The organism is Halorientalis litorea (genome assembly GCF_023028225.1).
Lineage (GTDB): Archaea > Halobacteriota > Halobacteria > Halobacteriales > Haloarculaceae > Halorientalis > Halorientalis litorea.
In genome coordinates, this window is record NZ_CP095482.1 from 1,510,534 (window position 1) to 1,534,946 (window position 24,413).

Consider the following 24,413-nt stretch of genomic DNA (forward strand, 5'->3'; position numbering starts at 1 on the left):
GCGACGCCGAGGGCGGCGTTCCCCGACTACCTCCCGGGCGCGGTGGCAGTCGTGTACGTCACCTCGCCGTCGGTGACCGTCGCGACGGTCCACGCCCGAGCGAGTGCGCGGTTCTCCCGCACGTGGTGTTCGGGCACGAGCGGGAGCGGCACCGGCCGGTAGGCGTTCGCCTTCATCGCCGCGACACCCGCGTAGCGGCCGACGTCCCGCTGACGGTCGTACACGTGGACGCGCTTGTCCCCCTCGCGTTCGTACCGGTACGGGAACGCGTCGGCCGTCGGGCCGGGACACGTCAGGGCCGCAACCGAGTCGAAGGCTGCGACGGCCTCCCCCTCGGTTTCGAGGAGCAGGCGCGGCGCGTCGGTTCCTCCGTCGGTGAGGGTCCCGTCTGCGGGTTCTTCGCGCCACGTCAGGCTGCCGTCGGTCCGAACGGCCGCATAGCCACCGTCCTGCAGGAGAATGCGGTCGGGAACCGTGTAGAACTCCCGGTGCCCGTCGTGTTCGGCCGCGAGGAGGAACGGCTGTTCGAGTACCGACGTGGCGCGGTGCCCGGTTCGGTCGTCCGCCACGAACAGTACCGCCTGCTCCTTCGACGCCGCTCCCGCGAGATACGAGGCGAGCGTCAGCGGACTCGGCCGAGAGATGGGTTCGACGGCGAGCGGGCGGTCCGTGACTGCACCGGGTGCCTCCCCGCCTGCCGCGACTGCCACCGGGCCGTCGCCGTCGAGTCTCGTCACGTCGTACCCGCGCTCGTTTAGGTCGGCGAGTACTGCATCGGTGTCTGTTCGGCTCACACGACTTCTTCGGGTCCGAACGGTATGAACGCACGGCTGGACCGACCGACTGCGGGCCACGACCCGTCGAAACCGGGCGACAGCACGCGAACAGGTTTTACGGCTCGCGCCCGTACAGTAGCTAATGTCGCCGCGGACGGCAGTCCCGGCGGACCTCCCCGACCCGGAGTCGCTGACCGACGTGTTCCACGTCTACGAGGTGGAAGTCGAGGACGGGGACGTTCGCTACTACGGCGAACCGCTCGGCACCCAAGAGACGGTTGTCCGGGACCTCGCACCGCGCTTTCGCAACCGCGGGTACCGCCTCCGCATGAGTTACGAGACGGGCGAACACGTCCTCGTCGCCACGGAGCGGTCGACGAGCGTCGACGGGGTGCCGTGGCTCAACGTGGTCCTCTTCTTCGCAACCGTCGGGACCACCCTGTTCGCCGGAGCACAGTGGTACGGCTTCCCACTCCGCTCGGACCCGCTCTCGGTCCTCGCCGCGTGGCCGTTCGCCGCCTCCGTGCTGGGTGTGCTGGCGGTCCACGAACTCGGCCACTACGCGTTCAGTCGCTACCACCGCGTCGAGGCGACCCTGCCGTACTTCATCCCGCTCCCGAACCCGCTCGGGACGCTCGGGGCCGTCATCCGCATGAACGACCACATCCCGAGCCGGACGGCACTGTTCGACATCGGTGTCGCCGGGCCGCTGGCCGGACTCGGTGCGACAGTCGTCGTCACCGCCATCGGCGTCTCGCTGCCGCCCGTCGATACCGCCACTGTCGCCGGGACGACGGTGGCGACCCGGTTGGAACTGGGCTACCCACTGTTGATTCAGGTCATCGCGGCCGCGCTCGGCCAACCGCTCCAGTACAGCGACCCGTCGCTGACGGTCAACCCCGTCGTCGTCGGCGGATGGGTCGGCGCGTTCGTCACCTTCCTCAACCTCCTGCCGGTCGGCCAACTGGATGGCGCGCACGTCGCACGCGCGCTATTCGGGGACGCCATCGAGTACGTCCAGTGGGCCGTGCCCACCGCGCTCTTCTCGCTCGCGGCCTACTTGTTCCTGTTCGAGGACGGCCGCGCGGCGACTATCTGGCTCCTGTGGGGCGTCATCGCGCTGGTGTTCGGGCGCGTCGGCAGCGCGCGCCCCCTCGACGAGTCGCCCGTGGACCGCCGCCGACAGGCCGTCGGCCTGCTGACGTTGGTGCTGGGCGTCCTCTGTTTCACGCCGATGCCGATTATCGTCACGCCCTGAACGGAACTGGTGGGTGGGCTGTCCCTACCGCTCTTCGACCCGCATCGTCATCTCGTCGGCGGGGTGGGCGGTCAGCGTCGGGAACAGCGTCAGCGGCGTCTCGCCCTCGAAGTCGAGTCGGTACTGGCTGGCGACGGTGGCGACGATGGAGCGGGCTTCGAGCATGGCGAGGTGCTTCCCGATGCAGTGGCGCGGGCCGCCGCCGAACGGGAAGTACGCGAACCGCGGTCGGTCGTTCGCACGTTCGGGGCTCCAGCGGTCGGGGTCGAACGTCTCGGGGTCGTCCCAGTACTTTTCAGAGCGGTGGACGGCCCATTGCGGGAGCATGATGGAGGCGTCCTCGGGGACGGTGTAGCCGCCGATTTCCACGTCCGTCGTCGGTGACCGGAAGATGGTGTAGACGGGCGGGTACAGCCGCATCGCCTCCTTGATGACCCACTCGGTGTACTCCAACTCGCGCACGTCCTCGACTGTCGGGCGGTCGCCGTCGAGTACCTCGTCGAGTTCCGCGTGGACCCGCCGTTCGGCCTCGGGGTTCTCCGAGAGCAGGAACCACGTGTACGTGAGCGTCAGTGCCGTCGTGTCGTGGCCCGCCAACAGCATCGTCATCATCTCGTCACGCAACTGCTCGTCGGTCTGCTCGCCGCGTTCGCGCGCCCGCAGGAGTACCGAGAGGAAGTCCATCGGCGCGTCGGGGTCGTCCTCGCTCCCGATGTCGTGGCGTCGCTGTGCGACGATGTCGCCGACGAGGTCCTCCAGCGACTCGACGGCTTCGGCGAACTCGGCGTCCCCGGGCATGGGCACCCACTCCGGGAGGGCGAAGCGGATGGGGCTGGGTTCGAAGCGGAAGGCGACGGGTTCGAGGTCCGCACGGACGCGCTCGACGCGCTCGCGGGGGAGTTCGGTCCCCATCATCAGGTCGAGAATCACGTCGATGGTGACGGTAGTCATCTCCTCCTCGATATCCACGCGGTCACCGTCCGCCCAGCCGTCGAGCAGGGATTCGGTGTGGTCGACGATGCGGTCGGCCATCCCCGAGAGCCGTCGCACGTCGAAGGCGGGTTGGGCGAGTTGCCGCTGTTGGCGCCACGTCTCGCCCTCGCTGAGGAGGAGTCCGTTGCCCAGCAAGTCACCCAGCGCGTCGTCCTGAAACTCCGGTTTGGTGTAGGTGTCCGCGTCGGCGACGAGGATGCGCTCGATTGCCTCGGGGTCGGTCACCATGTAGGTGTCCAGCGGCCCCATCTGGAACTGTGCGATGTCGCCGTAGGCCTGTTCCAGCGCGGTCACGAAGCCGAACGGGTCTCGGGCGTACTGGCGACTGCTCCCGAACAGTGGTTGCCCTCGCGGGCCGGGTGGGGTCTGGGACATCGACATCGCTAGGGGCTACTGCTGTATAAACGCAATCCCGCGTCTCACCCGCTCGCTACTCGTAGCCGATGTCGGGCGTCAGTGCCACGTCGCTCTTGCGGAAGGTGCCGCTCCCACGGGCGAGTTCGTTGCCGTCGTCGTCGTAGGCAACCGACTCCGCGATGAGTTGCTCGGGGTTCTCGTTGACCAACTCGCCCTCGGCGCGGATGGTCCCCGCCGAGACGGGCCGCTCGAAGTAGAGGTTGAAGTCGGTGGTGAGGACGAACACGTCTTCGACGACGGAGTTGGCCGCGAAGAAGGCGGCGTCGTCGAGTGCTTTGAAGTACACCGCGCCGTGGACACCGCTCAGCGCGTGGTGGTACCGTTCTTTCACCGGAACTTCGACCGTCGCCGCCCCGTCGCCGACGGTGAGTTCCGTCTCGATGGTCTCACCCACGGGCGAGTCGTGGTACATCCGTTCCAGTTTCCGGTAGTGGGTCTCGGACATAGCCGCCCTCCGACGGGCGGGGTGAAAAGTGTCAGGGCAGACCGTCGCGCAGTTGTTCCACGTCGTCGCCGTCGTGACCACAGTACACCTCGGCGTCGTGGCGGCGTTCGAGTTCCTGTAGCCACCGCAGGCTCTCCTTCCAGTGACGTTTGCTCCAGAGGAGGCCGCCGCCCATCGGCTTCTCGCCGAAGTAGTTCGCCCGGGTGTACGCCTCGTCGGCGGTGAACAGCACCGTCCCGTAACCGTCGATGTCGAGTTTCGTCCCCAGTAGCCCCGGCGTGTGGCCCGGCAGGTGGAGGAACTCGATGCCCTCGAAGTGGGTCTCCCGCTCTCGATGGACGATTTCCCAGTTCAGGTCGTGGTCGAAATCGTCGAGGACGTAGGCGTCGGACCCCTCGTCGGTTCGGGCACTGTAGTAGGCGTGCTTCAGTTCCTCGGCGTGGACGTAGACGGGCGTGTCCGTCCCGGCGAAGTTGTGCAGGCCGCCCGCGTGGTCCAGATGGAGGTGCGTCTGGAGGACGGCGTCGATGTCCGAGAGCGCGTACCCGGCGTCGTCCAAGTCGGCTTCGAGCGGGTGTTCGTCGGCGTCGACGGCCTCGAAGGCGTCGTACAACTCCTCGGGCCAGTGGCCGCTCCCGGCGTCGGGGTGGGACCCGGTGTCCCAGAGGAGCGTCACCTCCGGGTGGTCGACGACGAGATTGTACACCGGCCCCTCGCCCAGCATCGTCTCCGGGTCCGGGTCTGCGGCCGTCCCCACGTTGAAGTGTTCGACGATGCGGTTTACGTCCGTCCTGAGCGTGCCCCGGTCGAGCAGGGTGACCGTCACGTCGGCCATGCCACTCACTCCGCACGGGCGGGGTTAAAATTTCGCCCGAGAACGGCACCGGCGGGAACGCGGTGCTCCCCGGCGGGAAATGGTTCCTACGTGTAAATCTGCCGGGTCGGACACGCCGCCCGCGTCGCCGGTCACCGGTTCGTGGTGTTCGTGCTCCCACACTCCGGACACTTCGTGAGCGTTCCCAGCGTCGGGTGGTCGGCCGACTCCCACGCCTCGCTCTCCGCTGGCGTCTCGAACCCACACTCGACACACCGTGTCCGGTGGATGCGCGTCGTAGTTTCCTCACCCATACCACGGACTATGGTATTCGGTACCATAGTTGTTGTAACTCACCACGTGACACTTCCCGTCTCCCGATGGGTGTCGACTCGGGGCCGTCCGTTCCCGGGGGTCACTCCCCGAACCGAGTCACGGGGTCGAGTTCCGCCTCGTCCACGTCGGCAAAGGCCTCGCGGGCGACGGTTCGTTTGTGCACCTCGTCGGCCCCGTCCACGATGCGGAACGGCCGGACGGCCTCGTAGAAGTCGGCGAGCGGCAGGTCACGGGCGATGCCGTTCCCGCCGCAGAACTGCACCGCCGTGTCGATGGCCTCTTGGACGACGTTGGCGGTGAACACCTTCGCCATCGACACCTCGGTACGGGCCTGCCCACCGGCGGCGATTTCGTCGGCGGCCGTGCGGACGAGCGACCGTGCCGCCCCCAGCCGAATCTCGTGGTCGGTAATCGCGTACCGGGGGTGTTGTTTCTCGGCCATCGGCGTTCCGAACCCCTCGCGTTCGGTCATGTACGCCTTGGCGATGTCTAGGGCGCGGTCGGCCATCCCCGAGTAGCGCATGCAGTGGGTCAGACGGGCCGGGCCGAGTCGCTCTTGGACGTGCTGGAAGCCCTTCGCCTCCTCGCCGAGCAGGTGTTCCTCGGGAACGCGGACGCCGTCGTACTTCACTTCGGCGTGGCCCTTGCCCGTCATCTCGCTCCCGATGTGGGGGATGTTCCGGACGATTTCGACGCCGTCGGCCTCTGTCGGGACGAGGAAGACCGAACAGCCCTCGTAGGGGTGTGCGTCGGGGTCCGTGCGGGCGAACACCAGCAGTACGTCGGCTCGGATGCCCTGTGTGGTCCACCACTTGTGGCCGTCGATGACCCACTCGTCGCCGTCCTTCTCGGCGGTGGTCTGAATCATCTTGGGGTCCGAGCCAGCCCCCTGCATCGGTTCGGTCATCGAGAAGGCCGACCGCATCTCGCCCGCGACGAGCGGTTCGAGGTACTGCTCTTTCTGGAGGTCCGACCCGTGCAGTTCGAGCAGGTGCATGTTCCCCTCGTCGGGGGCGTCCACGCGCATCGCCGTCGGCCCGAGCAGACTCCGCCCGGCCTGCTCGAAGGCCGGAAGCACGTCCCGGAAGTCGTGCCCCATCCCGCCGTGTTCCTCGGGGACCTGCGGGGCGTACACGTCGTACTCGCGTGCCTGCCGTCGCAGGTCGCTGATGGTCCCGTCGGACGCTGTCGCCCCGCCAGCGAGGTCACGTTCCGTCGGGATGACCACCTCGTCCATGAACGCTCGCGCACGCGCCGCCAGTTCCGTGGCCGTCTCCGAGTCGTCGAACGAGAGCATGACACGGTGGTTTCGCGCCGACTACAAAAACAGCCCCGCCGAACCTCACGTCGCTGGACCAGCCACGTACACTTATACTGGGGTAGGAGCCGCCTCGCCCGACGGCTGGCCGTCGTTGGGGTGTGGTACGCGACCGTCGGGAGCACTATAGAGCCGACCGGGGGTCCGTTTCGCTAGCCCTCTTCCTGCCGTCGAACTGGCTTCAGTCACTCGGTTCTCGACCCGAACAGAGGGGGTTTCCCCCGAAGCCCCGCGGGCCGAACAGTGATATACGCGGCGGGTGCAATGAACGCCAACGGGATGTCGCGCAGATACGACCACGCTCGGGTGCAGGAGTACTGGCAACACGTCTGGGACCGCGACGGGGTCTACGAGTGCCCCGAGGACCCCGAGAACCCCACGTACGTCCTCGGGATGTTCCCCTACACCTCGGGGGCACTCCACATGGGCCACGTCCGAAACTACGCCATCACCGACGCCTACGCCCGCTACCGTCGGATGTGTGGCGACGACGTACTCCACCCGATGGGCTGGGACGCCTTCGGCCTGCCCGCCGAGAACGCCGCCTTCGAGCGCGACACCGACCCCGAGTCCTGGACCCGAACCTGCATCGAGCGGATGCGCGACGAACTGGAGGAGATGGGCTTTGGCTACGACTGGAGCCGCGAGATAACCACCTGTGACCCCGAGTACTACCGCTGGAACCAGTGGCTGTTCACCCGCCTCCACGAGGCGGGGCTGGTCGAGTACGAGGCCGCCACCGTCAACTGGTGCCCCGACTGTGAGACGGTACTGGCCGACGCGCAGGTCACCGACCACGAACGCGAACGCGCCGACGGCACGACGGAGACAACCGAGGTGTGCTGGCGCTGTGAGACGCCCGTCGGCCGCCGGGAACTCGACCAGTGGTTCTTCACCATCACCGACTACGCCGCCGAACTCCACGCCGACTTGGACGAGCTGGACGGGTGGCCCGAGGGCGTCCGCGAGGCCCAGCGCAACTGGATCGGTCGCCGTGAGGGTGCCGAACTCACCTTCGAGGTTCCCGGCGAGGGACCGGTCGACGTGTTCACGACCCGACTGGACACGGCCTTCGGCGCGACGTATCTGGCCGTGTCGCCGGGCCACGACCTCGCGGACGCGGCCGCCGCCACGGACGAACAGGTCGCCGAGTACGTCGAGTCGGTCCGGGCCGCCGACCCCGGCGACGCGGGGCTCTCGGGCGTCGAGACGGACCTGACGGCCGTCCATCCGCTGACGGGCGAGGAACTACCGGTCTACGTCGCCGCCTACGTGTTGGACGACGTGGGGACGGGTGCGGTGATGGGCGTGCCGGCCCACAACGAGCGTGACCACGAGTTCGCCAGCGAACACGACGTGCCCGTCCGGCAGGTGGTCGAACCCGTCGGCGAGGACGGGACGGACCCGGCGGCCGCCCCCTTCACCGAGGACGGGATGCTCACGAACAGCGGCGAGTACGACGGGCTGGCGAGTTCCGCCGCCCGCGAACGACTGCTCGACCACGACGCCGTCGAGTCGGCCGTCACCTACCGCCTGCGCGACTGGCTCATCTCCCGCCAGCGGTACTGGGGGACGCCCATCCCGATGGTCCACTGCCCCGACTGTGGCAGCGTGCCCGTCCCCGACGAGGATCTGCCGGTCGAACTCCCCGAGTTTGTCCGCACGACCGGGAATCCGCTGGACGCCGCGACGGACTGGAAAGAGACCACGTGTCCCGACTGTGGCGGCCCCGCCGAGCGCGAGACGGACACGATGGACACCTTCGTCGACTCCTCGTGGTACTTCTTGCGGTACTTGGCACCCGGTAGCGAGGCACGGAGTACCTCGGAAACAGCGAGCGTCGAGGACGCCCCCTTCGACACCGACGCCGCCGACGAGTGGCTCCCCGTCGACGTGTACGTCGGGGGCGAGGAACACGCCGTCCTCCACCTGCTGTACATCCGGTTTTTCACCCGCGCGCTGGCTGACCTCGGCCTGCTCGACACTCGCGAACCGGTCGACCGGTTGGTCAATCAGGGGACGGTCCTCCACGGCGGCCGGAAGATGTCGAAATCGAAGGGCAACGCCATCGCACCCCACGAGTACGGGCCCGAGACGACGCGGCTGTTCGTCCTCTCGGCCGCCCACCCGCGGCAGGATTTCGAGTGGACCACCGAGGACGTGAGCAACGCCTACGAGTTCCAGCAGGACCTCTACCGGATGGTCGCCGCCTTCGCCGACGGCGACGTTGACACCCGGACCGAGAGCGCGCCCCACGACGCCTACCTCGAACGCGAGGTCGACCGGACCATCGCGGCCGTCACCGACGAGTACGAGCGGTTCCGGTTCCACCAAGCCATCGGCGAACTCCGGCGGTTCGCCCGCCTGCTCCGCCGGTACCGCGAGTACGACGTTCCCTACAAGTACGCCTACGCTCGGGGGTTGCGGACGCTCGCCGCACTGGTCGCGCCCATCGCCCCGTATCTGGGCGAGGAGTTGTGGAGTCTGCTGGGCGAGGACGGGCCGCTGGCGGCCGCCGACTGGCCCGCCCCGCTCTCGGACGTGCCCGACTACCGCGTCGAGCGGCGGCTCGTGGACCGGACGCTGGCGGACGTGCGCGACATCACCGACGTGGTCGACATCGCCGACCCCGAACGCGTCGAGGTGGTCGTCGCACAGGCGTGGAAACACCGCGCCCATGACGCCGTTCGCGAGGCCGAGGACCCGGCCGCCGTGCCCCGGACGCTCGCCGACGACGCCGAACTCGGGGCGGACGCGGCACGGGCCGCCGAGTACGCCGCCGACTTACGGGCGGAACGCGCCGAACTCGAACCGACGGTGTCGCCCGAGCGCGAACTGACGACGCTCGAACAGGCCGCGTGGCTCTTCGAAGACGAGTTCGGTGCCGAAGTGACCGTGCGGCGGGCCACGGCCGACGACGACCTCGCGGCGAAGGCCCGCCCGAACAAGCCCGCGATTCACATCGAGTGAGGTCGTTCCGTTGACTATTTGACGGACCCGGCCACCCATCTCGCCCATGGCAGCAACAGTTCGTGGCACGGTTCGAGGGATGGGCGAGCGAGCGAACCCGGCGTTCGCGACGGGTGCCGTCGTCGTCCCCGTCGCGGTACTGCTCGCTGCGACGCTGTTCGGAACGGTCCAACACCACACGTACGCACACGTCATGGCTGGCGTCCTCTGGACGGGGACGGACCTGTTCATGGCGATGGTCCTCGGCCCGGTGCTGGGCGGCCTCTCCGTGGACGCACGGGCCGACGTGTTCCGCCGGTTCACGCCCAAGATGACGTTCCTGATGCCGTCGCTCGCGCTTGTCACCATCGCCGGCGGCATCACGCTCGCGCTCCGTCTCGACGTGTTCCCCAACGCCCACCCGTGGCTGGCGATACTGACGGCCGCGACGCTCCTCCCCGCGCTCGCGCTCATCGGCTGGCAGTTCGACGCCTTGACCGACACGCGCTGGCTGGCCGCGTTCGGAGTTGCCCTCGTGGGTAGTGGCGCGTATCTGGCGACGACGCTCCCGGCCTTCGCGATGACCTCCCCGGCGATGCTCGTGACGCTCGTCATCGTCACCGTCCTCAGCGTCCTCGGGTTCGGCGTCCTGATGCCCGGCGAGGTGCGGATGTATCTGGAGATGACCTCCGAGAACCCCGACACCGACGTCATCAGCACCATCGGGATGCGGAACGCGAAACTCGCGGGCGTGCAGGGGCTGTTCCAGTTGACGATCGTCGCCGTGATGGTGTACGTCCGGTGGGGCGGCCTCTGAGCCGGGTTTCGGGCTGTGGAACGGCCGTTCGACTTTTATTACTGGCACCGAAACTCCGTGTATATCCCCCTTCACGGAGACTGTCACTGATGCCCGACGCGCGCTTCCGTCGTGCCCGCCCCGCCGATGCAGGGACCATTCTCGACATCAAGCGGGCGGCAATCGAGGAACTCGAACACTGGCAGTACTCCCCCGAACAGATCGACGTGTGGGCACCGAAAGACAGCTACGTCGACACCTTCGAGGAGGCCATCGCGGACGACCGCTTCGTCGTCCACGTCGCCGAACGGGACGGCGAGATACTCGGCTACGGCGCGCTGACCGTCCCCGACGAACGCATCGACGCCATCTACGTCCGGCCCGACGCCCACGGTGAGGGCATCGCCACCGCGCTCCTCAAGCAACTGGAACTGAGTGCCCAGTTTCAGGGCATCGACGAACTCGACATCGTCGCCGCGCGTAACGCCGTCGGGTTCTACCAGTCGGTCGGCTACTGGCGACTCGAGGACGAGGTGGTGACCGTCGAGGACGTGGACGTGTTGTTCGTCCGTATGCGCAAGGACCTCCGTGAACTCGACCCCGACGACATCTTCGAGGACGTGCCCGAGGACAGGGTGCCCGAGGACGCCGATTGGTTCGAACTCGGTGCCCAGTCGGAGGCCGACGTGGACCCCGACGAGTGGTTCGAGAGCGATGGCGACGACGAGCGGATAGACGACGAGACGTACGAGGAGTGGTTCGGCCCCCACGTCGAGGACTGACTGTGTGAGCGACCGGGAGCGGGCTACCGGCCGTCGCGTACGACGGGTTCGAACACCTCGTGGTGGAGGCGGTCGACGACCGTCTCCGAGAGTGCGCGGAGGTTGACGGCGTCCTCGCGGTTGTAGGAGACGAGCGTCTCCAGCGCGCCGTCTCTCCCGCGTTCGTGTTCCCGCCACAGTCGCACGGCGTCCTCCCCGGAGATGTCCGGCCGGTCCCGTTCGATGCCGACGTCCGCCTCGACCTGTTTCAGGCCGCCGCTGAGCCCGAGTTTGCGACAGGTGTACAGCAAATCGAGGTGGGGGTGGTCCAGCGAGAGGTCGAACGAGGTTTCGAGGAAGGGGACGTCGAACCGGGCACCGTTGAACGTCACCAGCAGGTCGGCGTCGGCGAACGCCGCGCGCAGGGCGTCGGCCGTCAGGTCGTCGCCGCGGACGAGCGTGGTCGTCTCGCCGCCCTGGTGGACGCTCACCGTCGTCACGCGGTCGCTGTACTGGTCCAGTCCCGTAGTCTCGATGTCGAAGAAACAGGCCCGCTCCCGGAAGTTCTCGTAGAGTCGCCACCGCTCGCTCGACGGGAACTGTTCGTCGAAGTACCGGGCGTCGTCCGCGGCGAGGCGGTCACGGGCGGTGTCGATGAACGCCTCGATTCGGTCCGCCGTCGTCTCACCCACGACTGTCCCGTCGAACTCGTTCCAGTGGGTGACGCCAGCCTCCCAGAGTTTCCGTTCCGTCGTCTCGCCCACGCCCCGAACCGGGATGAAACTGTTCTCGATGCGCACAGTCGGGAAAGCGGGGCGACGGTATAAACGTCTCCGGGTTCCGGGGCAACTGGTTTGGTCCCCGCGCTCGCAGGTCCGGGCATGACGAAGTTCCTCCTCGCCACCGCATCGGTCCACACGACGGCGGCCGCCTGTGACTACCTCGGTGACCGCGTCACGCCCGAGGACACCGTCCTCGTCGTCAGCATCACCGAATCCGGGATGGACCCGCGGGACGCCGGGGACGCGACGAACGTCGCCCGGACGCGCCTCGTCGCACCGACCGTCGAGACCATCACCCGCGAGGGGTCGGCAAGCGAGGAGATACAGGCACTCGTGGCCGACCACGACGTGGACGAAGTCGTCGCCGGGCCGCGGCGCGGCGACCCCGACGCACCGCCGGGACTGGGCGGCACCGTCGCGGACCTGCTCGTGAGTCTCGACGTGCCGGTGGTCGTCGTACCCCTGCCGCCCCTCGATTGACCGCGACCGGGAGGCCGCACGCTTAACACGGTGGCAGGCACAGGGTGGGGTATGTCCGGCTCCGAACTCGCCGCCAAGGTGGCCGACACGCTGACTGTGGACGCAGAAGCGTTTCGAGCGCGCGCGGAGGCAGAGGCCGAGGACCTCGTCGAGGAGGTTCACGCGGGCACCTTCGACAACTCACAGGCCATCGTCGGACTGGAGCAGGAACTGTACGCCGTCGACGACCGGACCGACGCACTGCGGCGCGTTCCCCGGGGCCTGCTGGACCGCATCGGGTTCGAGAAGGAACTCGGCCTCCACAACGCCGAGTTACAGACCACGCCAGCACCCCTCTCGGAGTACGGCCTCGACCAGCAGGTGACCGAGTTACAGGCCCACATCGCGGCCGCCCAGGACGCCTTGGGCCGGGAGAACATCCGTCTCGTCTCGGACGGGATGTGGACCGTCCCCCCGAACGGTGAGACGGCACGCGAGTACCTCTGTGACAGCATCGAGGCAGAGGGAGTCAGGAGCGAGAGCGGTGGGGGTCCGGGAGCCGACGCGCCCGGTATCCGCATCGGGACGAACATGAGCGACTCCGTGCGCTACCACGCGATGGCGAACACGGACTACCCCTCGGGGCTGGAAATCGACGCGCCACACGTCCACCTCGACGGCGACACGGTGATGCTCGAGAGTCTCATCACCTCCATCCAGCCACACTATCAGGTCGCCCACGCGCCGGACCTCCCCGAGTACTTCACCTACGCGCTCCGGGTCGCCGGCCCGCTCGTGGCACTCGGTGCGAACTCGCCGTTCTTCCCGCCGGACCTCTACGACGACGCCCCCGCCGAGCGGATACTGACCGACGCGTGGATGGAGAACCGCATCACCGTCTTCGAGGACGTGTTGAACCCGCCGACGGGTGCGGGCGACCCGAAGGTCTGTTTCCCGCCGGACTTCGACACCGTCGAGGACGCCATCCGCGACATCGCCACCGACCGCACCATCGTCCCGATGGACGTGCCCGACGGCCAGCGGTTCGACGACCGGTTTCGACACTTCCGGCACAAACACGGCTCCTACTGGCGGTGGGTCCGCCCGGTGTTCGACGGGGCGACTCGGTCGGACGCCAACGCCCGCATCGAGTTTCGCCCGCTGTCGGCCCAGCCGACCATCCGGGACGCCGTCGCGTTCGAGGCCGTCTTCGCCGGCCTCATGGAGAGTCTGCCCCGCCGGGAACATCCCGTGCAGAACCTCGACTGGCAGACCGCCCGGGCGAACTTCTACGCCGCCGCCTGCGACGGCCTCGACGCCGAGTTCACGTGGCTCACCGCCGACGCCGCCGAGACCGGCGCGATAGACGAGATATACGGCGAACTGTTCGAGTACGCCCGCGACGGCCTCGAACTCCGGGGCCTCTCCTCGGAGGCCGCACACCGGTACATTCGCCCGCTCCGCGAGCGCGTGGACCGCCGGCTGACGCCCGCCCGCTGGAAACACGACCACGTCGCCCGCGCCGTCGACCGGGGCGTCCCCTTCACCGAAGCCGTCTGGGGGATGCAGGCCGAGTACATCGACCGACAGGCCGAGACGCTGATAGAGGAGACGTTCGTCGACTGGCTCGCCGACTAACCGTTCCGCCGTCGGCCCACGCCCGAAGCGGCCATAGCTTGAAGAGATACCACGGTATTCTTGCACACGATGGCGGCCGAGCACAAACTCATCACCGAGCAAATCGGACTGTGGGGGGCGGTGGCGTTGCTGGTGGGAACGGCTATCGGCATGAGTATCTTCGTCGTGCCGACACAGATGAGTGCCGCGGCGGGCCCGAGCATCACGCTGGCGATTCTCGCGTCGGTCGTTCCGATGGTGCTGGGCGTCCTGCTTCTGTTGCAGTTGGGCGGTGCGATTCCGGTCGCCGGCGGCGTTTACGTGTACGGCTCCCGGCTCGTCGGGCCGTACTGGGGGATGGTCGGGGTGGCGATACCGGTCCTCGGCGTCTGGTCGTACCTGCTGTTCGCCGCGCTCGGGTTCGCGGACTACCTCAACGGCCTGCTGGCGACGCTCGTGGGGACGACCGTGCCCACAGTGGTCGCCGTCTGGGGCTTGCTCGGTCTGTTTCTGGCCCTCAACTACGTCGGCATCCGAATCGTCACGACGGTCCAAATCGGACTGGTGGTGCTGTTCCTCGCCTCGCTGGTGACGTTCATTCTCGGTGCCGCGCCCGCGGTCGAACTGTCGAACTACCGGCCGCTGTTCCCGCCCGAACTGTACGGCGGCGGCCTCAGCCCCTTCCTGCTCGCTGTCGTCTTGCTGTACATCCCATTCCAGGGGTTCGGCATGATAATCGAAATCGGCGAGGAGGTCGAAAACCCCGTCAGGAACATCCCGCGCGTCCTCGCCATCGGCATGGGCATCGTGACGCTCGTCACCGTCGGCCTCGTGTTCGTCCTCGCCGGGGCAGTCCCGTGGCAGGCGACCATCAATCCCGACACGGGGGAGGCATACGCGGCGGGCTTGACCGCTGTGAGCGAGGGATTGTTGCCCGGCCCGGCCGTCCTCCTCGTCGGCCTCGGCGCGCTCGTCGCGGCGGCGACGACGGTGAACACGCTCTACACGTCCTACTCGCGGACCGTCATGCGCGCCGCCCGTGACGAGGTCATCCCCGAGGCGTTCGCGGCCGTCCACGACCGCCACGGGACGCCACACCGCGCGCTCTTGCTCCTCGGCGTCGCTCCGATGGTCGCGGCTCCGGTCGCACCAGTCGTCGACGAGACGCTGTTGGGCCACATCGACATCCTCGACTGGCTCGTGGTGGTCGTGGTGACTGGCATCTTCGTGGCCTTCCTCATCGGTGGCGTCGCGCTGTGGAACCTCCCGAAGGTCTTCCCCCAGCGGTACGAACACTCGATATACAAGCTCCCGATGCCGGTCCTCAAGGCCGTCGCCGTCGGGAACGTCGTCGTCTCGGTGCTGTTCACGGTGCTCGTCGCCGCTTCCGCCCCCTCGGCACTCCTGTTCGTCGCCCTCGCGTTCGCGTTCGTCACCGTGCTGTACGTCTACCGCGTCCGGACCTACGAGAAGGCGGGCGTCGACCTGAAGGCCCGGATGGCGTTGCTGCACAAACACGAACGACTCGGCGGTGACGAGTGAACCGCGGCGCGCCGCAGATCTCCCTACTGCCCCGCGACCGCAGACTCCACGTACGCGACGGCCTCCTCGGGCGTCGCCACCGCTTCGACGCCTGGCACGTCGTGGGTGTCCAACCCGGCGACGGGGCGGCCGAAGTCCAGCGCGTGCCCCACCTCCGAGAGGGTACCCGTCGCCCCGTCGATTGCGATGGTCGCCCGCCCGTTCAACACGACGAGGACGTTCCGAGCGTTGCCCATCCCCGTGGCGATGGGTGTGTCGACGTACTCGTTGGCCGCGGCCGGGTCGTCGCCGGGGAGGATGCCGATGGCGTGGCCGTCTGCGTCCTGCACGCCGCGACAGACGTTCGCCATTACACCGCCGAGGCCGCCACAGACGACGTCGTGTCCGCGCTCACCGAGTTCCCGCCCGACCGCACGTGCGGTGGCCGTGGTCGCCGCGTCGACTGCACTACCCCCGATTACGCTCACACGCATGCGTTGGGACGGGTCCCGTGACGACAAAACCGTCCCGGTCACCGGCCGGTTTTTGTTCGGCCCCGGTCTACCGGTCGATACTGTGAAACCCCATCGGGTTGCCGCACTCGTCGCGCTGGTCGGTGCCTGTCTGGCCCTCGTGGCCGACCCGGGACTCGCGGTGGCCGGGTATCACGACACCGCCCTGTCGCCCGTGCTGTCCATCGTCGGCGGGCTCTTGCTCCTCGCTGCCGCGGGGATGCTCGCGTATCGTGCGGCCCGACGCCGGGCCGGGCGGCAGTGAGGATGTTGGCCGTCTCACCACTCCATGCCGCCGTTGACGGCGAGAATCTGGCCGGTCATGTAACTGGAGTCGGGGCCGGCGAGGAAGCGGACGATGCCGGCGACGTCGTCGACGGTGGCGAAGCGGTTGAGGGGGATGCGGTCGAGTATCTTCTGCTGGACGCGTTCGGGCACTTCCTCGAGCATGTCCGTCTCGACGAACCCCGGCGCGACGCAGTTGGCTGTCGACCCCGTGCTGGCCAGTTCCAGCGCGAGCGTCCGAGTGAATCCGAACAGCCCCGACTTCGTCGTCGCGTAGTTGGCCTGCCCGTAGTTCCCCTGCTGGCCCACTACCGAGGAGATGTTGATGAGCCGGCCGTCGCTCGATTTCTTGATGTCGTCGAACAGGCAGTGGGTGCAGTTGAAGACGCCGCCGAGGTTCACCTCGACGACTGTCTGCCAGTCGTCTCTGGTCATGTTCTCGAACTTCTTGTCGATGGTGATGCCGGCGTTGTTCACCAACACGTCCACCCGACCGAAGGTGTCGTGTACCTGGTCACACATCGCCTCGACTTCCTCGTACTCGGCGACGTCCCCTTGGATGGCAATCGCGTTCCCGCCGCCGTCCTCGATCGCCTCGACTGTCTCGTGTGCCGCGGCCTCCGAGGACCGGTAGTTGACGACCACGTCGGCCCCGTAACTCCCGAGTTCCTCCGCGATACCCCGTCCGATACCGCGTGAACTCCCGGTGACGACGCAGGTCTGGTCTTCCAGCATACCCTTCCTTTCGCTCCCCGGCACAAAAAGCATGGCCGCACCGACCGGCGTGTGTCTATCTGTAAAATACCCTCGTCGGAAAAATACCGTTCGCGCGTCAGGCGACTTGGTCGAGCCAGTCCTGTGCTCGTGATTCCGACACCTCGGCGGCGTCGGCGACGGTTGCGGCGTCCGCGGCGGCGAGGTCGGCCGTCGTCTCGATGCCGGCCGCGTGCAACCGCTCGGCGTAGGTCGGGCCGATGCCGGTGACCGTCTCGACGTCCGGTCCGGCCTGTTCGTCGGTCGCGTCCGCGGCGTCGTCCGTCGTCTCGGTTTCGTCGCTCTCGTCCTCGATTTCGATTTCGGTGGCGTCGTCTTCGGACTCGTCGTCGGCACCCTGTTCGTGGAACCACTCCGCGACGCGGGGCCACACGTCGGCGTGGGAACTGCCCGAGACGGAGAGGCCGATGTGGCCGGTCGGGTACTCGATAGTCTCGATGTCGTCGGTCCCCACCACGTCGTTGAACGGGATGGAGGCGGCGGAGGGGATGAGGTGGTCGTACTCGCCGGTTATCTGGAGCAGCGGCATGTCGATGTTCGTCACGTCGACGTGCTGGCCGTCGAGTTCGAGTTCGTTCTCGTAGAGTTTGTTGTCCTGATACACGTCGGTCAGGAACTGCTCGTAGGTCTCTCCGGCGAGGTCGATGCCCTCACCCAGCCACCGCTCCATCCGGGCGAAGTTCTCGACGAAATCCTCGTCTTCGAGGTTGTCGTAGAGGCGGACGTACTTCGAGACGTAGTTGTCGACGGGGTCCATCAGGGCAAAGCCCACGTCGAGCATCGTCGAGGGGACGTTCCCGAACGCTTCGGTCACGTCCTCGGGGTCGTAGTACTCGTCGCTTCCCCATTCTTCGAGGACGCCGCCGGTGTCCTCGAAGTAGAGGCCTGCGGCCATCAGTGCCAAGGCGTTGATTTTCTCGGGGTGGAGCGCGGCGTACATCGCGGACTTCGTGCCGCCCATGCAGTAGCCGAGGACGTTGATTTCGTCCGTCCCCGACCGCTCGCGCACCTCGTCGACGCAGTTGTCCATGTACCGGTTGACGTAGTCGTCGAGGGTGAGGAACTGGTCAAGCTGGGACGGCTCGTTCCAGTCGATGAGGTACACGTCGTGGCCCGCTTCGAGCAGACGCCGGACGACGGACCGCTCGGGCTGTAAGTCGAGGATGTACGGCTTGTTGATGAGCGCGTACACCACGAGGATGGGCACGTCGCTCTGCTCTTCTTCGGGGACCTCGATGCCCGCCTCCTCGGGTTTGTAGTGGAGTAGCTCCAGTTTGTTCTCGGTGTAGACGACTTCGCTTGGGGTCTGGCCCACGTCGATTTTGGCGAGCGGCCCCGCTCGCTCGGGCGCGACTTCGGCCTTTTCGACACTCTCGGTCATCGCCTCGATGCTCTTGCGCTGGACATCGAGGGCCGCTTTCAGGGGGTTCATCATAGTTGCTCGAGTATCCGGTCGAGTTTCTGCTCGACGTCGTGTTGTCGCCGCTCGAGTTCGAGCAGTCGCTCGCCGACCTCCATCACGTCGTCGCGTGTGGGCATGCCCATCTGTTGGATGGTGTCCTGTGTCACCTCGTCGGCCTCGCTCTGCATGTCCATCATGGCCTCGACCAACTGCCCGTTGGCCGCCGCGAACGCCGAAGTCCCCATCACTTCCTTGAACGCCTCGTTGGCCGACTGGAGCCAGATGTCCCGGATTTCGGCCGGCTCGACGTCCTCACCCTGTGCGGCGTCGGTCGAGCGCTCGAACATCTTGTCCGCCGCGTCCATCCACACTTCGTAGGCGCGGTTGTATCCCTCGAACCCCTCGGCGAGTTCGTTCTGTTCGGGGACCGATTCCTCGACGGCGTCGGCCCACGATTCCATGAACGCCGCCTGTGCCTTCATGTTCTGCTCGACGGAGTCGGCCACCGCGTCGTTCATGTCCTGTAGCATCTCGTTCCAGTCGTCCATCGGGTTGTTGGATGTATCGCTCATGGGTGTGTGTTGTGCGTACGGAAACAAAAGTGGGGGTCCCTAGAAACTCAGCCTTCGATCTGCTCGCGGGCCTGCTCCTGAACGTCTTCGACCTGCTCTTGGACCTGGTCCTGCACTTCTTCGATCTGGTCCTGCACCTGCTCTAGCTGTCCCTCGGCCTCTTCGACGGCCTCGACCGATTGTTCTTCGATGTCCTCGTGGGCGTCGAGTGCCATCTCGACCTGCTCGTCGAGGGCGTCGAGGAAGTCGGTCACGAACTCGTCGTAGGTCTCGATGCCGTCGGCGTACTGCTCGTCGAGGGTCTCGAAGGCCTCGGCGTGGTTCTCGAGCAGCACGTCGTACTGCTCGTCGATGGTCTCACGCAGTTCGTCGAGCGCGCTGTCCACACCGGGAACCATTCCCTCGACGGCATCGAAGTAGCCGTGGAGGACGGACTGCGTCAGTTCGACGGTCCGACGCTGGGCCGACTCCTGGCTCTCGAAGCTGTCGAGGAACGCCTCGTTCATGTTCTGCTGGAACTCGATGCCCTGCTGTATGGCCTGTTGGCCCTGCTCGATTGCTTCACGCTGCATCTCGAAGGTCGTCGTTACGGGTGAGGTAAATTCTGGCATAGTTACTCCTGTGTTCTGTCGCGCTTGACCGGGATGACGACGGTTTGGACGATGTCTCCCTCCTCGATGTCGAGAGCTTCCCGTTCGGCGTCGGGAATGCTGACCCGACCCCCGCTCTGGACGCGAGTCTTGAACGTTGCCATCTGGCTCATCGCGCCGAGCTGTGGCACGCCGACGCCGGAGGTACTCGCACCGAGCAGTTGTTGTATGAACTCCTGCTGTTGCTCCACCGCCTGCTCGCTGGCCTGCTGGAGACTCTTCATCATCGAAGGGGGCCACATCAAGCCGTCGGAACCGCCGTCGTTCTCGGTCATCGCTTCACTACTCTCTACACCATCTGAGACCATAAAGATTGCCATCAAAACCATTGATTAACATCAGATGTAGCTGAATGGCATGAGACGGAGCGGAACCGACCGAAACACCGATTACGACGAGTGAGAAACGGCACGCTGTCGGTCGAGCGGGCGTAAAACGGCAGGAGAGCCGATTTGATGGCTGAACCACCACGCTTTAATATTGCCGTTACCAATAACTGGTGTCAATGAGTTCTCAGCCGAGCCGGAGCGCGCTGTTCGACACGTGGACGACGACGTCGTCACACGTGTTCAATAGCTTCCTCGAGGCTAACCGTGCGGCCTTCGCCGCGTTCGGCGTCGATGCCGACGCTGAAGCAGACGACGACGAGGCGACCCCGAGCCAACCGCCACGCGAGCGTATCGAGGCCGACGAGGACCTCACCGAGTGGACCGTCGAGATAAGCGAACACGACCGAACGTCGCTGGGTGTCGGTGACCGCGTCGAGTTCACCAAGACCATCTCTAGCGACGACATCACGGCCTTCGCCGCGTCGAGCGGTGACACCAACCCGCTCCACCTCGACGACGAGTACGCCTCCGAGACGCGCTTCCGGGGGCGTATCGCCCACGGAACGCTCGTCAGCGGCCTCATCAGTGCGGCTCTGGCCCGGCTCCCGGGACTGGTCGTCTACCTCTCCCAAGACCTCGAATTTCACAATCCGGTTCGGCCGGGCGACCGAGTCACCGCCGACATCGAAATCGTCGAGGACCTCGGGAACGACCAGTACCGGCTGTCGACCACCGTCTCCGTCGACGGCGAAACCGTCATCGACGGCGAGGCCGTCATCCTCATCGACGAACAGCCCGAATAGTCGACCCCCTCCGCGCTCCGGCACCGCTCTTCTCTCGGCTCGGACTGACCGCGTCCGCTCTCAATTCCCCATGAACGCCGCGAGCAGGTCGTTGAACCGCTCCGGCCGCTCCCGTGGGGGCCAGTGCCCGCACTCTTCGAGGACGTGGAGTTCGCTCTCGGGAAGTCGGTCCGCGGCCCGCCGCGACCACGCCGCCGGCAGGAGCGAGTCGTCGTCGCCGTGGACCAACAGCGTCGGTGCCGAGAGGTCCGCGAGGTCACCGAGGTAGCACGACCGGAACCCGAACAGCCCGAACTCGCTTCGCTGCCACCGATTGAGTGCCCGCCTGCACCCGGGGTCCTGTAACACCTCGTGGACCTCCGAGACGAACGCCTCGGGGGTGCGGGTCGTGTACCCGCGAAGCGTCTGCTCGACGGTGCGTTCGTTGGTCCCCATCGCCGACCAGACGAGTTGCCCCATCCCGGGCGTCCGCAGTGCCGTCGCCGCCATCGGCCGCCACGCCGCGTCCGTCCCCAACCCGTAACTGTCGACCAAGGCCAACCGGTCCACGTCGTTCTCGAGTGCGTACCCGAGCGCGATACAGCCGCCCATCGAGATACCCGCGAGACTCGGGCACTCGAGGTCCAACGCCGCGACCAGCGCGTCGAGTATCTCGATGTAGTAGTCGGTCGTGTACGCCACGTCCGGCTTCTCGCTCTCGCCGTGGCCCGGCATGTCCGGCGCGATGACCCGGTGAGTCGCCGCGAGTTCGGGGATAGCGTGTTTCCACGAGATGCCAGCGGCGTCGAGACCGACACCGTGTAACAACACGAGCGGCGGCCCCGACCCGGCCGCCAGATAGCGGACCGTGGTCGACCCGTCCCGCCGCCCGGTCTCTACCTCGACCGTGTTCGACTGACTCTGCGTGGCTTCCATTCGCCAGCTCTAGGCGGGCCGCGTGTATGGGTGTTCGGAACCGCACCCTCACCGCTCGACGACCAACAGGGCGACCCGTTCGCGGACGAGCGTCGGCAGGTCCGCCGCCGTCGCCGCTAATTCACGTTCGGACACGTCGAAGAACGCCCGGACCAGCGTCTCGTCGTAGTCCCCGAGCGTCTCCGCCGGGTCGAGCAGGTCCGCGACGGCCGCCGCCGCACCCGCCTCGTCCCGCCCGTGGACGACGACGGCGACCGGACACTCGCCCGCCGAGACGCCCATCTCCAGTGCCCGGGAAATCTGCCGACGGCCCGCGGCGTACAGCAGTATCTCGACGCCCGGGTCGTCGGCGATGGCCGCACCGCGCTCTCGCTCGCGCTCCGCGAGTTCGACGGCCCGTTCGAGGTGTGCCCGGTCCACGACGTAGCGGGCGTCGAACGCCTGCACGACACAGCCGTGGTCGTCCCCGATAGTCCCGAGTCGCTCGACGAACCCGGCCACGTCCTCGACTGTCGCCAGCCCCTCGACGACCCGCATCAGAAATCACCGAGGCTCGATTGGTCCTCACTGTCGGCCGTCCCGGCGGGACCCTCCGCCGCGTCGCTCCCGGCCGCCGTGTCCTCGACGCCCGCCACGTCAGCCGGGTCGATTCCGTCCATCGAAGGGTCCTGCCGCCCGGCGTTTTCGAGTACGTTCTCGGCCGTCTTCTCGCGGCCCCGGAGCGCGCCCAACACGACGGCCTTGTCGGCTTCCCGGAGGTCCGCGCGGGTGCGGATGCCCGCGTCGTAGAGCCGCCGGGCACGCTTGCGCCCGACGCCCCGGACACCGGCGAGGTCGACCAGTTCCGCCCGGACGCCGTGTTCGACCCGCGTGCGCGCCTCGCGGATGGCGGGCACGCAGTCGAGTCCGAGTTCGCCCGCCAGCGACTCGGCCGCACCCAGCAACCACTGGGCCGTCTCGACTTTCCCGCGGATGTCGCCCGGGCCGACGCCGTAGCGGTCGGTTATCTCGTCTTCCTCGATTTCGCTGGCCCAGTCTTCGAGCAACCGTGCGGTCTTGAGTGCCGCGAGCCAGTCCTCGAATCGCCCCTCCTCGAACTCGCTGAGCATCGCGCCGAGGAAGTCCTCCTCGCGCTCGTAGGCCAGCATCGTGTACTCCTCGTCGTCGCCCGAGCGCAGGTACAGTTCGTACATGTCCGGCGTGCGCGCGACGAGGTGGTAGAGACCGAGTGCCGACGGCCGGTCGTCGGCGTCCCGCAGGCCGTCGATAATCTCGGCGGCACTCATCGGGTCCAGATACAGCCGCGAGACGGTGTGGCCGAGGCCGGTGGCCTGTAGTTGGTCGCCGTCGCTCGACCGTTCCGAGGCACTCTGTGCCTCGCGCGTGAGGAACTCGTTCCGTTCGAGGTACGTCAGCACGTCGTCGGTCACCCCCTCCAACCGGTCGCGCTCGGCGGTCTGTGCGGCGTAGAGCGTCCGTTCGAGGAACTCCAACAGGCCGCCGCGGGAACTCGCGAAGCCGGAGGCGACGGTGGCGAGCAGGTGGGTCCGCAGGGCGGGTTCGGCGGCCAACTTCGACCGCACCGGCTCCGGGTCGGCCCAGACGTACCGCTCGAACAGTTCGTCGAGCTCGTCGTGGTTGTTCGCGAGCAGGACCGCCTCGCCGTACGGGTCCAGCCCCGGCCGGCCGGCCCGTCCCATCATCTGGTGGACTTCCAGCACCGACAGCGGGGCCATCCCGCCCGTCGACCCGTCGTAGCGTCGCCAGTCCCGGACGACGACGCGGCGGGAGGGGGTGTTGACGCCCGCCGCGAGCGTCGGCGTCGCACACACCGTCTTGATGAGGCGGTCACGGAACGCGTCCTCGACCAGCGAGCGGTGGTCGGCGGCCAGCCCCGCGTGGTGGAACGCCGCCCCGTCGGCCACGGCGTCGGCCAAGTCCTCGCTCGTCTCGGTGTCGCTCACGTCGCGGATGTCCGCGGCCACCTCGGCCAGTCGTGTCCGCTCTTCCTCGTCGAGCGCGTCCCGCGTCGTCGTCGCCAACCGGCGGGCCGCCGCCTCGGCGTTGCGCCGGGAGTTGACGAACACGAGCGTCGACCCGTCGTCCGCGAGCGTGTCCCGGACGACGGCGGCCGTCTCGCTCTCGCCGTCGTGGACCCGCAACTCCTGCTGGCTCCCGTCTTCGAGGTGGAGTGCCTGCCCGTAGTGGACGCCCTTGCGGAGCTCGATGGGTCGCCACTCCGAGTCCACGAGTTCGGCGTCCAACCAGTCGGCGAGCTCGTCGGCGTTGCCGATGGTCGCCGACAGTGCTACCGTCTGCAGGCCGGGGTTCAACTGCCGGAGTTTCGCCAGCGTCACTTCGAGCGTCGGGCCGCGCTCCCCGTCGTCGACCAGATGCACCTCGTCGGTCACGACACAGGAGAGGTCGTCTATCCACGCCGCGTCGTTGCGCACGAGCGAGTCCACCTTCTCGCTCGTGGCGACTACGATGTCCGAATCCGACAGCCACTCCCCGCTGGACTCGTAGTTGCCCGTCGAGACGCCCACGTCCACGCCGTAGGACTCGAACGCCTCGAACTCGGCGGCCTTCTCGCTCGCCAACGCGCGCAAGGGAACGATGTACAGCGCGGTCCCACTCCCCTCGCCGACGTGGGACAGCATCGCCAACTCCGCGACGAGCGTCTTGCCGCTGGCCGTCGGCACGCTGGCGACGAGGTTCTCGCCCTCGGTGACGCCCGCCGTGACGGCCTCGGCCTGTGGCGGATACAGCGACTCGATGCCGTCGGCCCGCAGGTAGTCGGGCAACCAGTCGGGCACCCCCGGGATGTCCGCAACGTCCATTACCGCCCCGTTAGCGCGTCCCCCGGTTTAAACTGTCGTGTAGGGGACGCGGTGTCCGTCCGTGGCCCCGCCTCCCGCCAGTTCTATGG

Annotated in this window: 25 protein-coding genes; 9 read left to right on the forward strand and 16 right to left on the reverse strand. The window is 67.3% G+C overall.

Annotation, left to right across the window (positions count from 1 at the left end):
* Positions 1-26: 26 nt before the first annotated feature.
* Complete coding sequence (locus MUG95_RS08125; protein WP_247005539.1) at positions 27-794, reverse strand: hypothetical protein; 768 nt, start codon at positions 792-794, stop codon at positions 27-29.
* Between the two features lie 124 nt (positions 795-918).
* Here MUG95_RS08125 and MUG95_RS08130 point away from each other — a divergent pair, with 124 nt between their 5' ends.
* Positions 919-2,034 (forward strand): site-2 protease family protein, encoded by a 1,116-nt coding sequence (locus tag MUG95_RS08130; protein ID WP_247005540.1) that lies wholly within the window; start codon positions 919-921, stop codon positions 2,032-2,034.
* A gap of 24 nt (positions 2,035-2,058) precedes the next feature.
* Here the strand turns inward: MUG95_RS08130 and MUG95_RS08135 are convergent, their stop codons facing one another.
* The 5 genes from MUG95_RS08135 to MUG95_RS08155 all read right to left on the reverse strand — a co-directional run bounded on the left by MUG95_RS08135 (position 2,059) and on the right by MUG95_RS08155 (position 6,336).
* Positions 2,059-3,402 carry a cytochrome P450 gene (locus tag MUG95_RS08135; protein WP_247005542.1) on the reverse strand — a complete coding sequence of 448 codons (1,344 nt, stop codon included), beginning with the start codon at positions 3,400-3,402 and terminating at the stop codon, positions 2,059-2,061.
* Positions 3,403-3,457: 55 nt separating this feature from the next.
* Positions 3,458-3,889, reverse strand: coding sequence for a PaaI family thioesterase (locus tag MUG95_RS08140; protein ID WP_247005544.1), 432 nt, complete (start codon positions 3,887-3,889; stop codon positions 3,458-3,460).
* 31 nt (positions 3,890-3,920) lie between these two features.
* On the reverse strand, positions 3,921-4,724 hold the full coding sequence (locus tag MUG95_RS08145) for an N-acyl homoserine lactonase family protein (protein WP_247005545.1): 804 nt from the start codon (positions 4,722-4,724) through the stop codon (positions 3,921-3,923).
* Between the two features lie 131 nt (positions 4,725-4,855).
* Positions 4,856-5,017 (reverse strand): hypothetical protein, encoded by a 162-nt coding sequence (locus tag MUG95_RS08150; protein WP_247005547.1) that lies wholly within the window; start codon positions 5,015-5,017, stop codon positions 4,856-4,858.
* 101 nt (positions 5,018-5,118) lie between these two features.
* Entirely contained in the window at positions 5,119-6,336 is a 1,218-nt protein-coding gene (locus tag MUG95_RS08155; RefSeq protein WP_247005548.1) for an acyl-CoA dehydrogenase family protein, read from the reverse strand.
* A gap of 300 nt (positions 6,337-6,636) precedes the next feature.
* On the opposite strand from MUG95_RS08155, the gene leuS reads away from it, so the two are divergent.
* The 3 genes from leuS to MUG95_RS08170 all read left to right on the forward strand — a co-directional run bounded on the left by leuS (position 6,637) and on the right by MUG95_RS08170 (position 10,884).
* The gene (gene leuS, locus MUG95_RS08160) at positions 6,637-9,327 is read left to right on the forward strand and encodes a leucine--tRNA ligase (protein ID WP_247010466.1); all 2,691 of its coding nucleotides are present in this window, start codon (positions 6,637-6,639) and stop codon (positions 9,325-9,327) included.
* A gap of 79 nt (positions 9,328-9,406) precedes the next feature.
* The gene (locus MUG95_RS08165; RefSeq protein ID WP_372608198.1) at positions 9,407-10,123 is read left to right on the forward strand and encodes a hypothetical protein; all 717 of its coding nucleotides are present in this window, start codon (positions 9,407-9,409) and stop codon (positions 10,121-10,123) included.
* Between the two features lie 89 nt (positions 10,124-10,212).
* Positions 10,213-10,884 (forward strand): GNAT family N-acetyltransferase, encoded by a 672-nt coding sequence (locus tag MUG95_RS08170; RefSeq protein ID WP_247005552.1) that lies wholly within the window; start codon positions 10,213-10,215, stop codon positions 10,882-10,884.
* A 23-nt stretch (positions 10,885-10,907) separates the two neighbouring features.
* On the opposite strand, the gene MUG95_RS08175 is transcribed toward MUG95_RS08170, so the two are convergent.
* A complete protein-coding gene (locus MUG95_RS08175) occupies positions 10,908-11,663 on the reverse strand; it encodes a ribonuclease H-like domain-containing protein (protein WP_247005553.1) in 756 nt (251 codons plus the stop codon).
* Between the two features lie 81 nt (positions 11,664-11,744).
* On the opposite strand from MUG95_RS08175, the gene MUG95_RS08180 reads away from it, so the two are divergent.
* The 3 genes from MUG95_RS08180 (at position 11,745) to MUG95_RS08190 (ending at position 15,263) form a co-directional block, all read left to right on the forward strand.
* Positions 11,745-12,125, forward strand: coding sequence for a universal stress protein (locus MUG95_RS08180; protein ID WP_247005554.1), 381 nt, complete (start codon positions 11,745-11,747; stop codon positions 12,123-12,125).
* A 51-nt stretch (positions 12,126-12,176) separates the two neighbouring features.
* Positions 12,177-13,742: a glutamate-cysteine ligase family protein gene (locus tag MUG95_RS08185; protein ID WP_247005556.1), complete on the forward strand. Its 1,566-nt coding sequence runs from the start codon at positions 12,177-12,179 to the stop codon at positions 13,740-13,742.
* A 69-nt stretch (positions 13,743-13,811) separates the two neighbouring features.
* Entirely contained in the window at positions 13,812-15,263 is a 1,452-nt protein-coding gene (locus MUG95_RS08190; protein WP_247005558.1) for an APC family permease, read from the forward strand.
* Positions 15,264-15,286: 23 nt separating this feature from the next.
* On the opposite strand, the gene MUG95_RS08195 is transcribed toward MUG95_RS08190, so the two are convergent.
* A complete protein-coding gene (locus tag MUG95_RS08195) occupies positions 15,287-15,736 on the reverse strand; it encodes an SLOG cluster 4 domain-containing protein (RefSeq protein WP_247005560.1) in 450 nt (149 codons plus the stop codon).
* A gap of 82 nt (positions 15,737-15,818) precedes the next feature.
* On the opposite strand from MUG95_RS08195, the gene MUG95_RS08200 reads away from it, so the two are divergent.
* The gene (locus MUG95_RS08200; protein ID WP_247005562.1) at positions 15,819-16,019 is read left to right on the forward strand and encodes a hypothetical protein; all 201 of its coding nucleotides are present in this window, start codon (positions 15,819-15,821) and stop codon (positions 16,017-16,019) included.
* A gap of 14 nt (positions 16,020-16,033) precedes the next feature.
* Here the strand turns inward: MUG95_RS08200 and MUG95_RS08205 are convergent, their stop codons facing one another.
* From MUG95_RS08205 to MUG95_RS08225, 5 genes are all read right to left on the reverse strand, one after another.
* A complete protein-coding gene (locus tag MUG95_RS08205; RefSeq protein WP_247005563.1) occupies positions 16,034-16,774 on the reverse strand; it encodes a beta-ketoacyl-ACP reductase in 741 nt (246 codons plus the stop codon).
* A 97-nt stretch (positions 16,775-16,871) separates the two neighbouring features.
* Positions 16,872-18,248 carry a class III poly(R)-hydroxyalkanoic acid synthase subunit PhaC gene (gene phaC, locus MUG95_RS08210; RefSeq protein WP_247005565.1) on the reverse strand — a complete coding sequence of 459 codons (1,377 nt, stop codon included), beginning with the start codon at positions 18,246-18,248 and terminating at the stop codon, positions 16,872-16,874.
* Positions 18,245-18,787, reverse strand: coding sequence for a poly(R)-hydroxyalkanoic acid synthase subunit PhaE (locus MUG95_RS08215; protein WP_247005567.1), 543 nt, complete (start codon positions 18,785-18,787; stop codon positions 18,245-18,247). Before MUG95_RS08215 ends, phaC begins: the two co-directional genes overlap by 4 nt.
* Before the next feature lie 47 nt (positions 18,788-18,834).
* A complete protein-coding gene (locus MUG95_RS08220) occupies positions 18,835-19,398 on the reverse strand; it encodes a hypothetical protein (protein WP_247005569.1) in 564 nt (187 codons plus the stop codon).
* A gap of 2 nt (positions 19,399-19,400) precedes the next feature.
* Positions 19,401-19,712, reverse strand: a complete 312-nt coding sequence (locus MUG95_RS08225; RefSeq protein WP_247010467.1) for an AbrB/MazE/SpoVT family DNA-binding domain-containing protein — start codon at positions 19,710-19,712, stop codon at positions 19,401-19,403.
* 230 nt (positions 19,713-19,942) lie between these two features.
* Here MUG95_RS08225 and MUG95_RS08230 point away from each other — a divergent pair, with 230 nt between their 5' ends.
* Positions 19,943-20,569: a MaoC family dehydratase gene (locus MUG95_RS08230; protein WP_247005578.1), complete on the forward strand. Its 627-nt coding sequence runs from the start codon at positions 19,943-19,945 to the stop codon at positions 20,567-20,569.
* 60 nt (positions 20,570-20,629) lie between these two features.
* Here the strand turns inward: MUG95_RS08230 and MUG95_RS08235 are convergent, their stop codons facing one another.
* From MUG95_RS08235 to MUG95_RS08245, 3 genes are read right to left on the reverse strand one after another with little or no spacing between them, the layout of a single operon-like run.
* Positions 20,630-21,484 (reverse strand): alpha/beta fold hydrolase, encoded by an 855-nt coding sequence (locus MUG95_RS08235; RefSeq protein ID WP_247005579.1) that lies wholly within the window; start codon positions 21,482-21,484, stop codon positions 20,630-20,632.
* A gap of 48 nt (positions 21,485-21,532) precedes the next feature.
* Positions 21,533-22,021 (reverse strand): KEOPS complex subunit Cgi121, encoded by a 489-nt coding sequence (gene cgi121 / locus MUG95_RS08240; protein WP_247005580.1) that lies wholly within the window; start codon positions 22,019-22,021, stop codon positions 21,533-21,535.
* A complete protein-coding gene (locus tag MUG95_RS08245; protein WP_247005581.1) occupies positions 22,021-24,324 on the reverse strand; it encodes an ATP-dependent DNA helicase in 2,304 nt (767 codons plus the stop codon). The genes cgi121 and MUG95_RS08245 overlap by 1 nt, the downstream gene beginning before the upstream one ends.
* Between the last annotated feature and the right edge of the window lie 89 nt (positions 24,325-24,413).

Bases quoted from the DNA above. Each gene is read 5' to 3' on its own strand.
- MUG95_RS08245 (WP_247005581.1), bottom strand. From the start codon at position 24,324: ATGGACGTTGCGGACATCCCGGGGGTGCCCGACTGGTTGCCCGACTAC.
- MUG95_RS08140 (WP_247005544.1), bottom strand. From the start codon at position 3,889: ATGTCCGAGACCCACTACCGGAAACTGGAACGGATGTACCACGACTCG.
- phaC (WP_247005565.1), bottom strand. From the start codon at position 18,248: ATGATGAACCCCCTGAAAGCGGCCCTCGATGTCCAGCGCAAGAGCATC.
- MUG95_RS08235 (WP_247005579.1), bottom strand. From the start codon at position 21,484: ATGGAAGCCACGCAGAGTCAGTCGAACACGGTCGAGGTAGAGACCGGG.
- MUG95_RS08145 (WP_247005545.1), bottom strand. From the start codon at position 4,724: ATGGCCGACGTGACGGTCACCCTGCTCGACCGGGGCACGCTCAGGACG.
- MUG95_RS08185 (WP_247005556.1), top strand. From the start codon at position 12,177: ATGTCCGGCTCCGAACTCGCCGCCAAGGTGGCCGACACGCTGACTGTG.
- MUG95_RS08225 (WP_247010467.1), bottom strand. From the start codon at position 19,712: ATGACCGAGAACGACGGCGGTTCCGACGGCTTGATGTGGCCCCCTTCG.
- leuS (WP_247010466.1), top strand. From the start codon at position 6,637: ATGTCGCGCAGATACGACCACGCTCGGGTGCAGGAGTACTGGCAACAC.
- MUG95_RS08135 (WP_247005542.1), bottom strand. From the start codon at position 3,402: ATGTCCCAGACCCCACCCGGCCCGCGAGGGCAACCACTGTTCGGGAGC.
- MUG95_RS08180 (WP_247005554.1), top strand. From the start codon at position 11,745: ATGACGAAGTTCCTCCTCGCCACCGCATCGGTCCACACGACGGCGGCC.
- MUG95_RS08155 (WP_247005548.1), bottom strand. From the start codon at position 6,336: ATGCTCTCGTTCGACGACTCGGAGACGGCCACGGAACTGGCGGCGCGT.
- MUG95_RS08195 (WP_247005560.1), bottom strand. From the start codon at position 15,736: ATGCGTGTGAGCGTAATCGGGGGTAGTGCAGTCGACGCGGCGACCACG.
- MUG95_RS08230 (WP_247005578.1), top strand. From the start codon at position 19,943: ATGAGTTCTCAGCCGAGCCGGAGCGCGCTGTTCGACACGTGGACGACG.
- MUG95_RS08165 (WP_372608198.1), top strand. From the start codon at position 9,407: ATGGGCGAGCGAGCGAACCCGGCGTTCGCGACGGGTGCCGTCGTCGTC.
- MUG95_RS08170 (WP_247005552.1), top strand. From the start codon at position 10,213: ATGCCCGACGCGCGCTTCCGTCGTGCCCGCCCCGCCGATGCAGGGACC.
- MUG95_RS08150 (WP_247005547.1), bottom strand. From the start codon at position 5,017: ATGGGTGAGGAAACTACGACGCGCATCCACCGGACACGGTGTGTCGAG.
- MUG95_RS08205 (WP_247005563.1), bottom strand. From the start codon at position 16,774: ATGCTGGAAGACCAGACCTGCGTCGTCACCGGGAGTTCACGCGGTATC.
- MUG95_RS08130 (WP_247005540.1), top strand. From the start codon at position 919: ATGTCGCCGCGGACGGCAGTCCCGGCGGACCTCCCCGACCCGGAGTCG.
- cgi121 (WP_247005580.1), bottom strand. From the start codon at position 22,021: ATGCGGGTCGTCGAGGGGCTGGCGACAGTCGAGGACGTGGCCGGGTTC.
- MUG95_RS08220 (WP_247005569.1), bottom strand. From the start codon at position 19,398: ATGCCAGAATTTACCTCACCCGTAACGACGACCTTCGAGATGCAGCGT.
- MUG95_RS08215 (WP_247005567.1), bottom strand. From the start codon at position 18,787: ATGAGCGATACATCCAACAACCCGATGGACGACTGGAACGAGATGCTA.
- MUG95_RS08190 (WP_247005558.1), top strand. From the start codon at position 13,812: ATGGCGGCCGAGCACAAACTCATCACCGAGCAAATCGGACTGTGGGGG.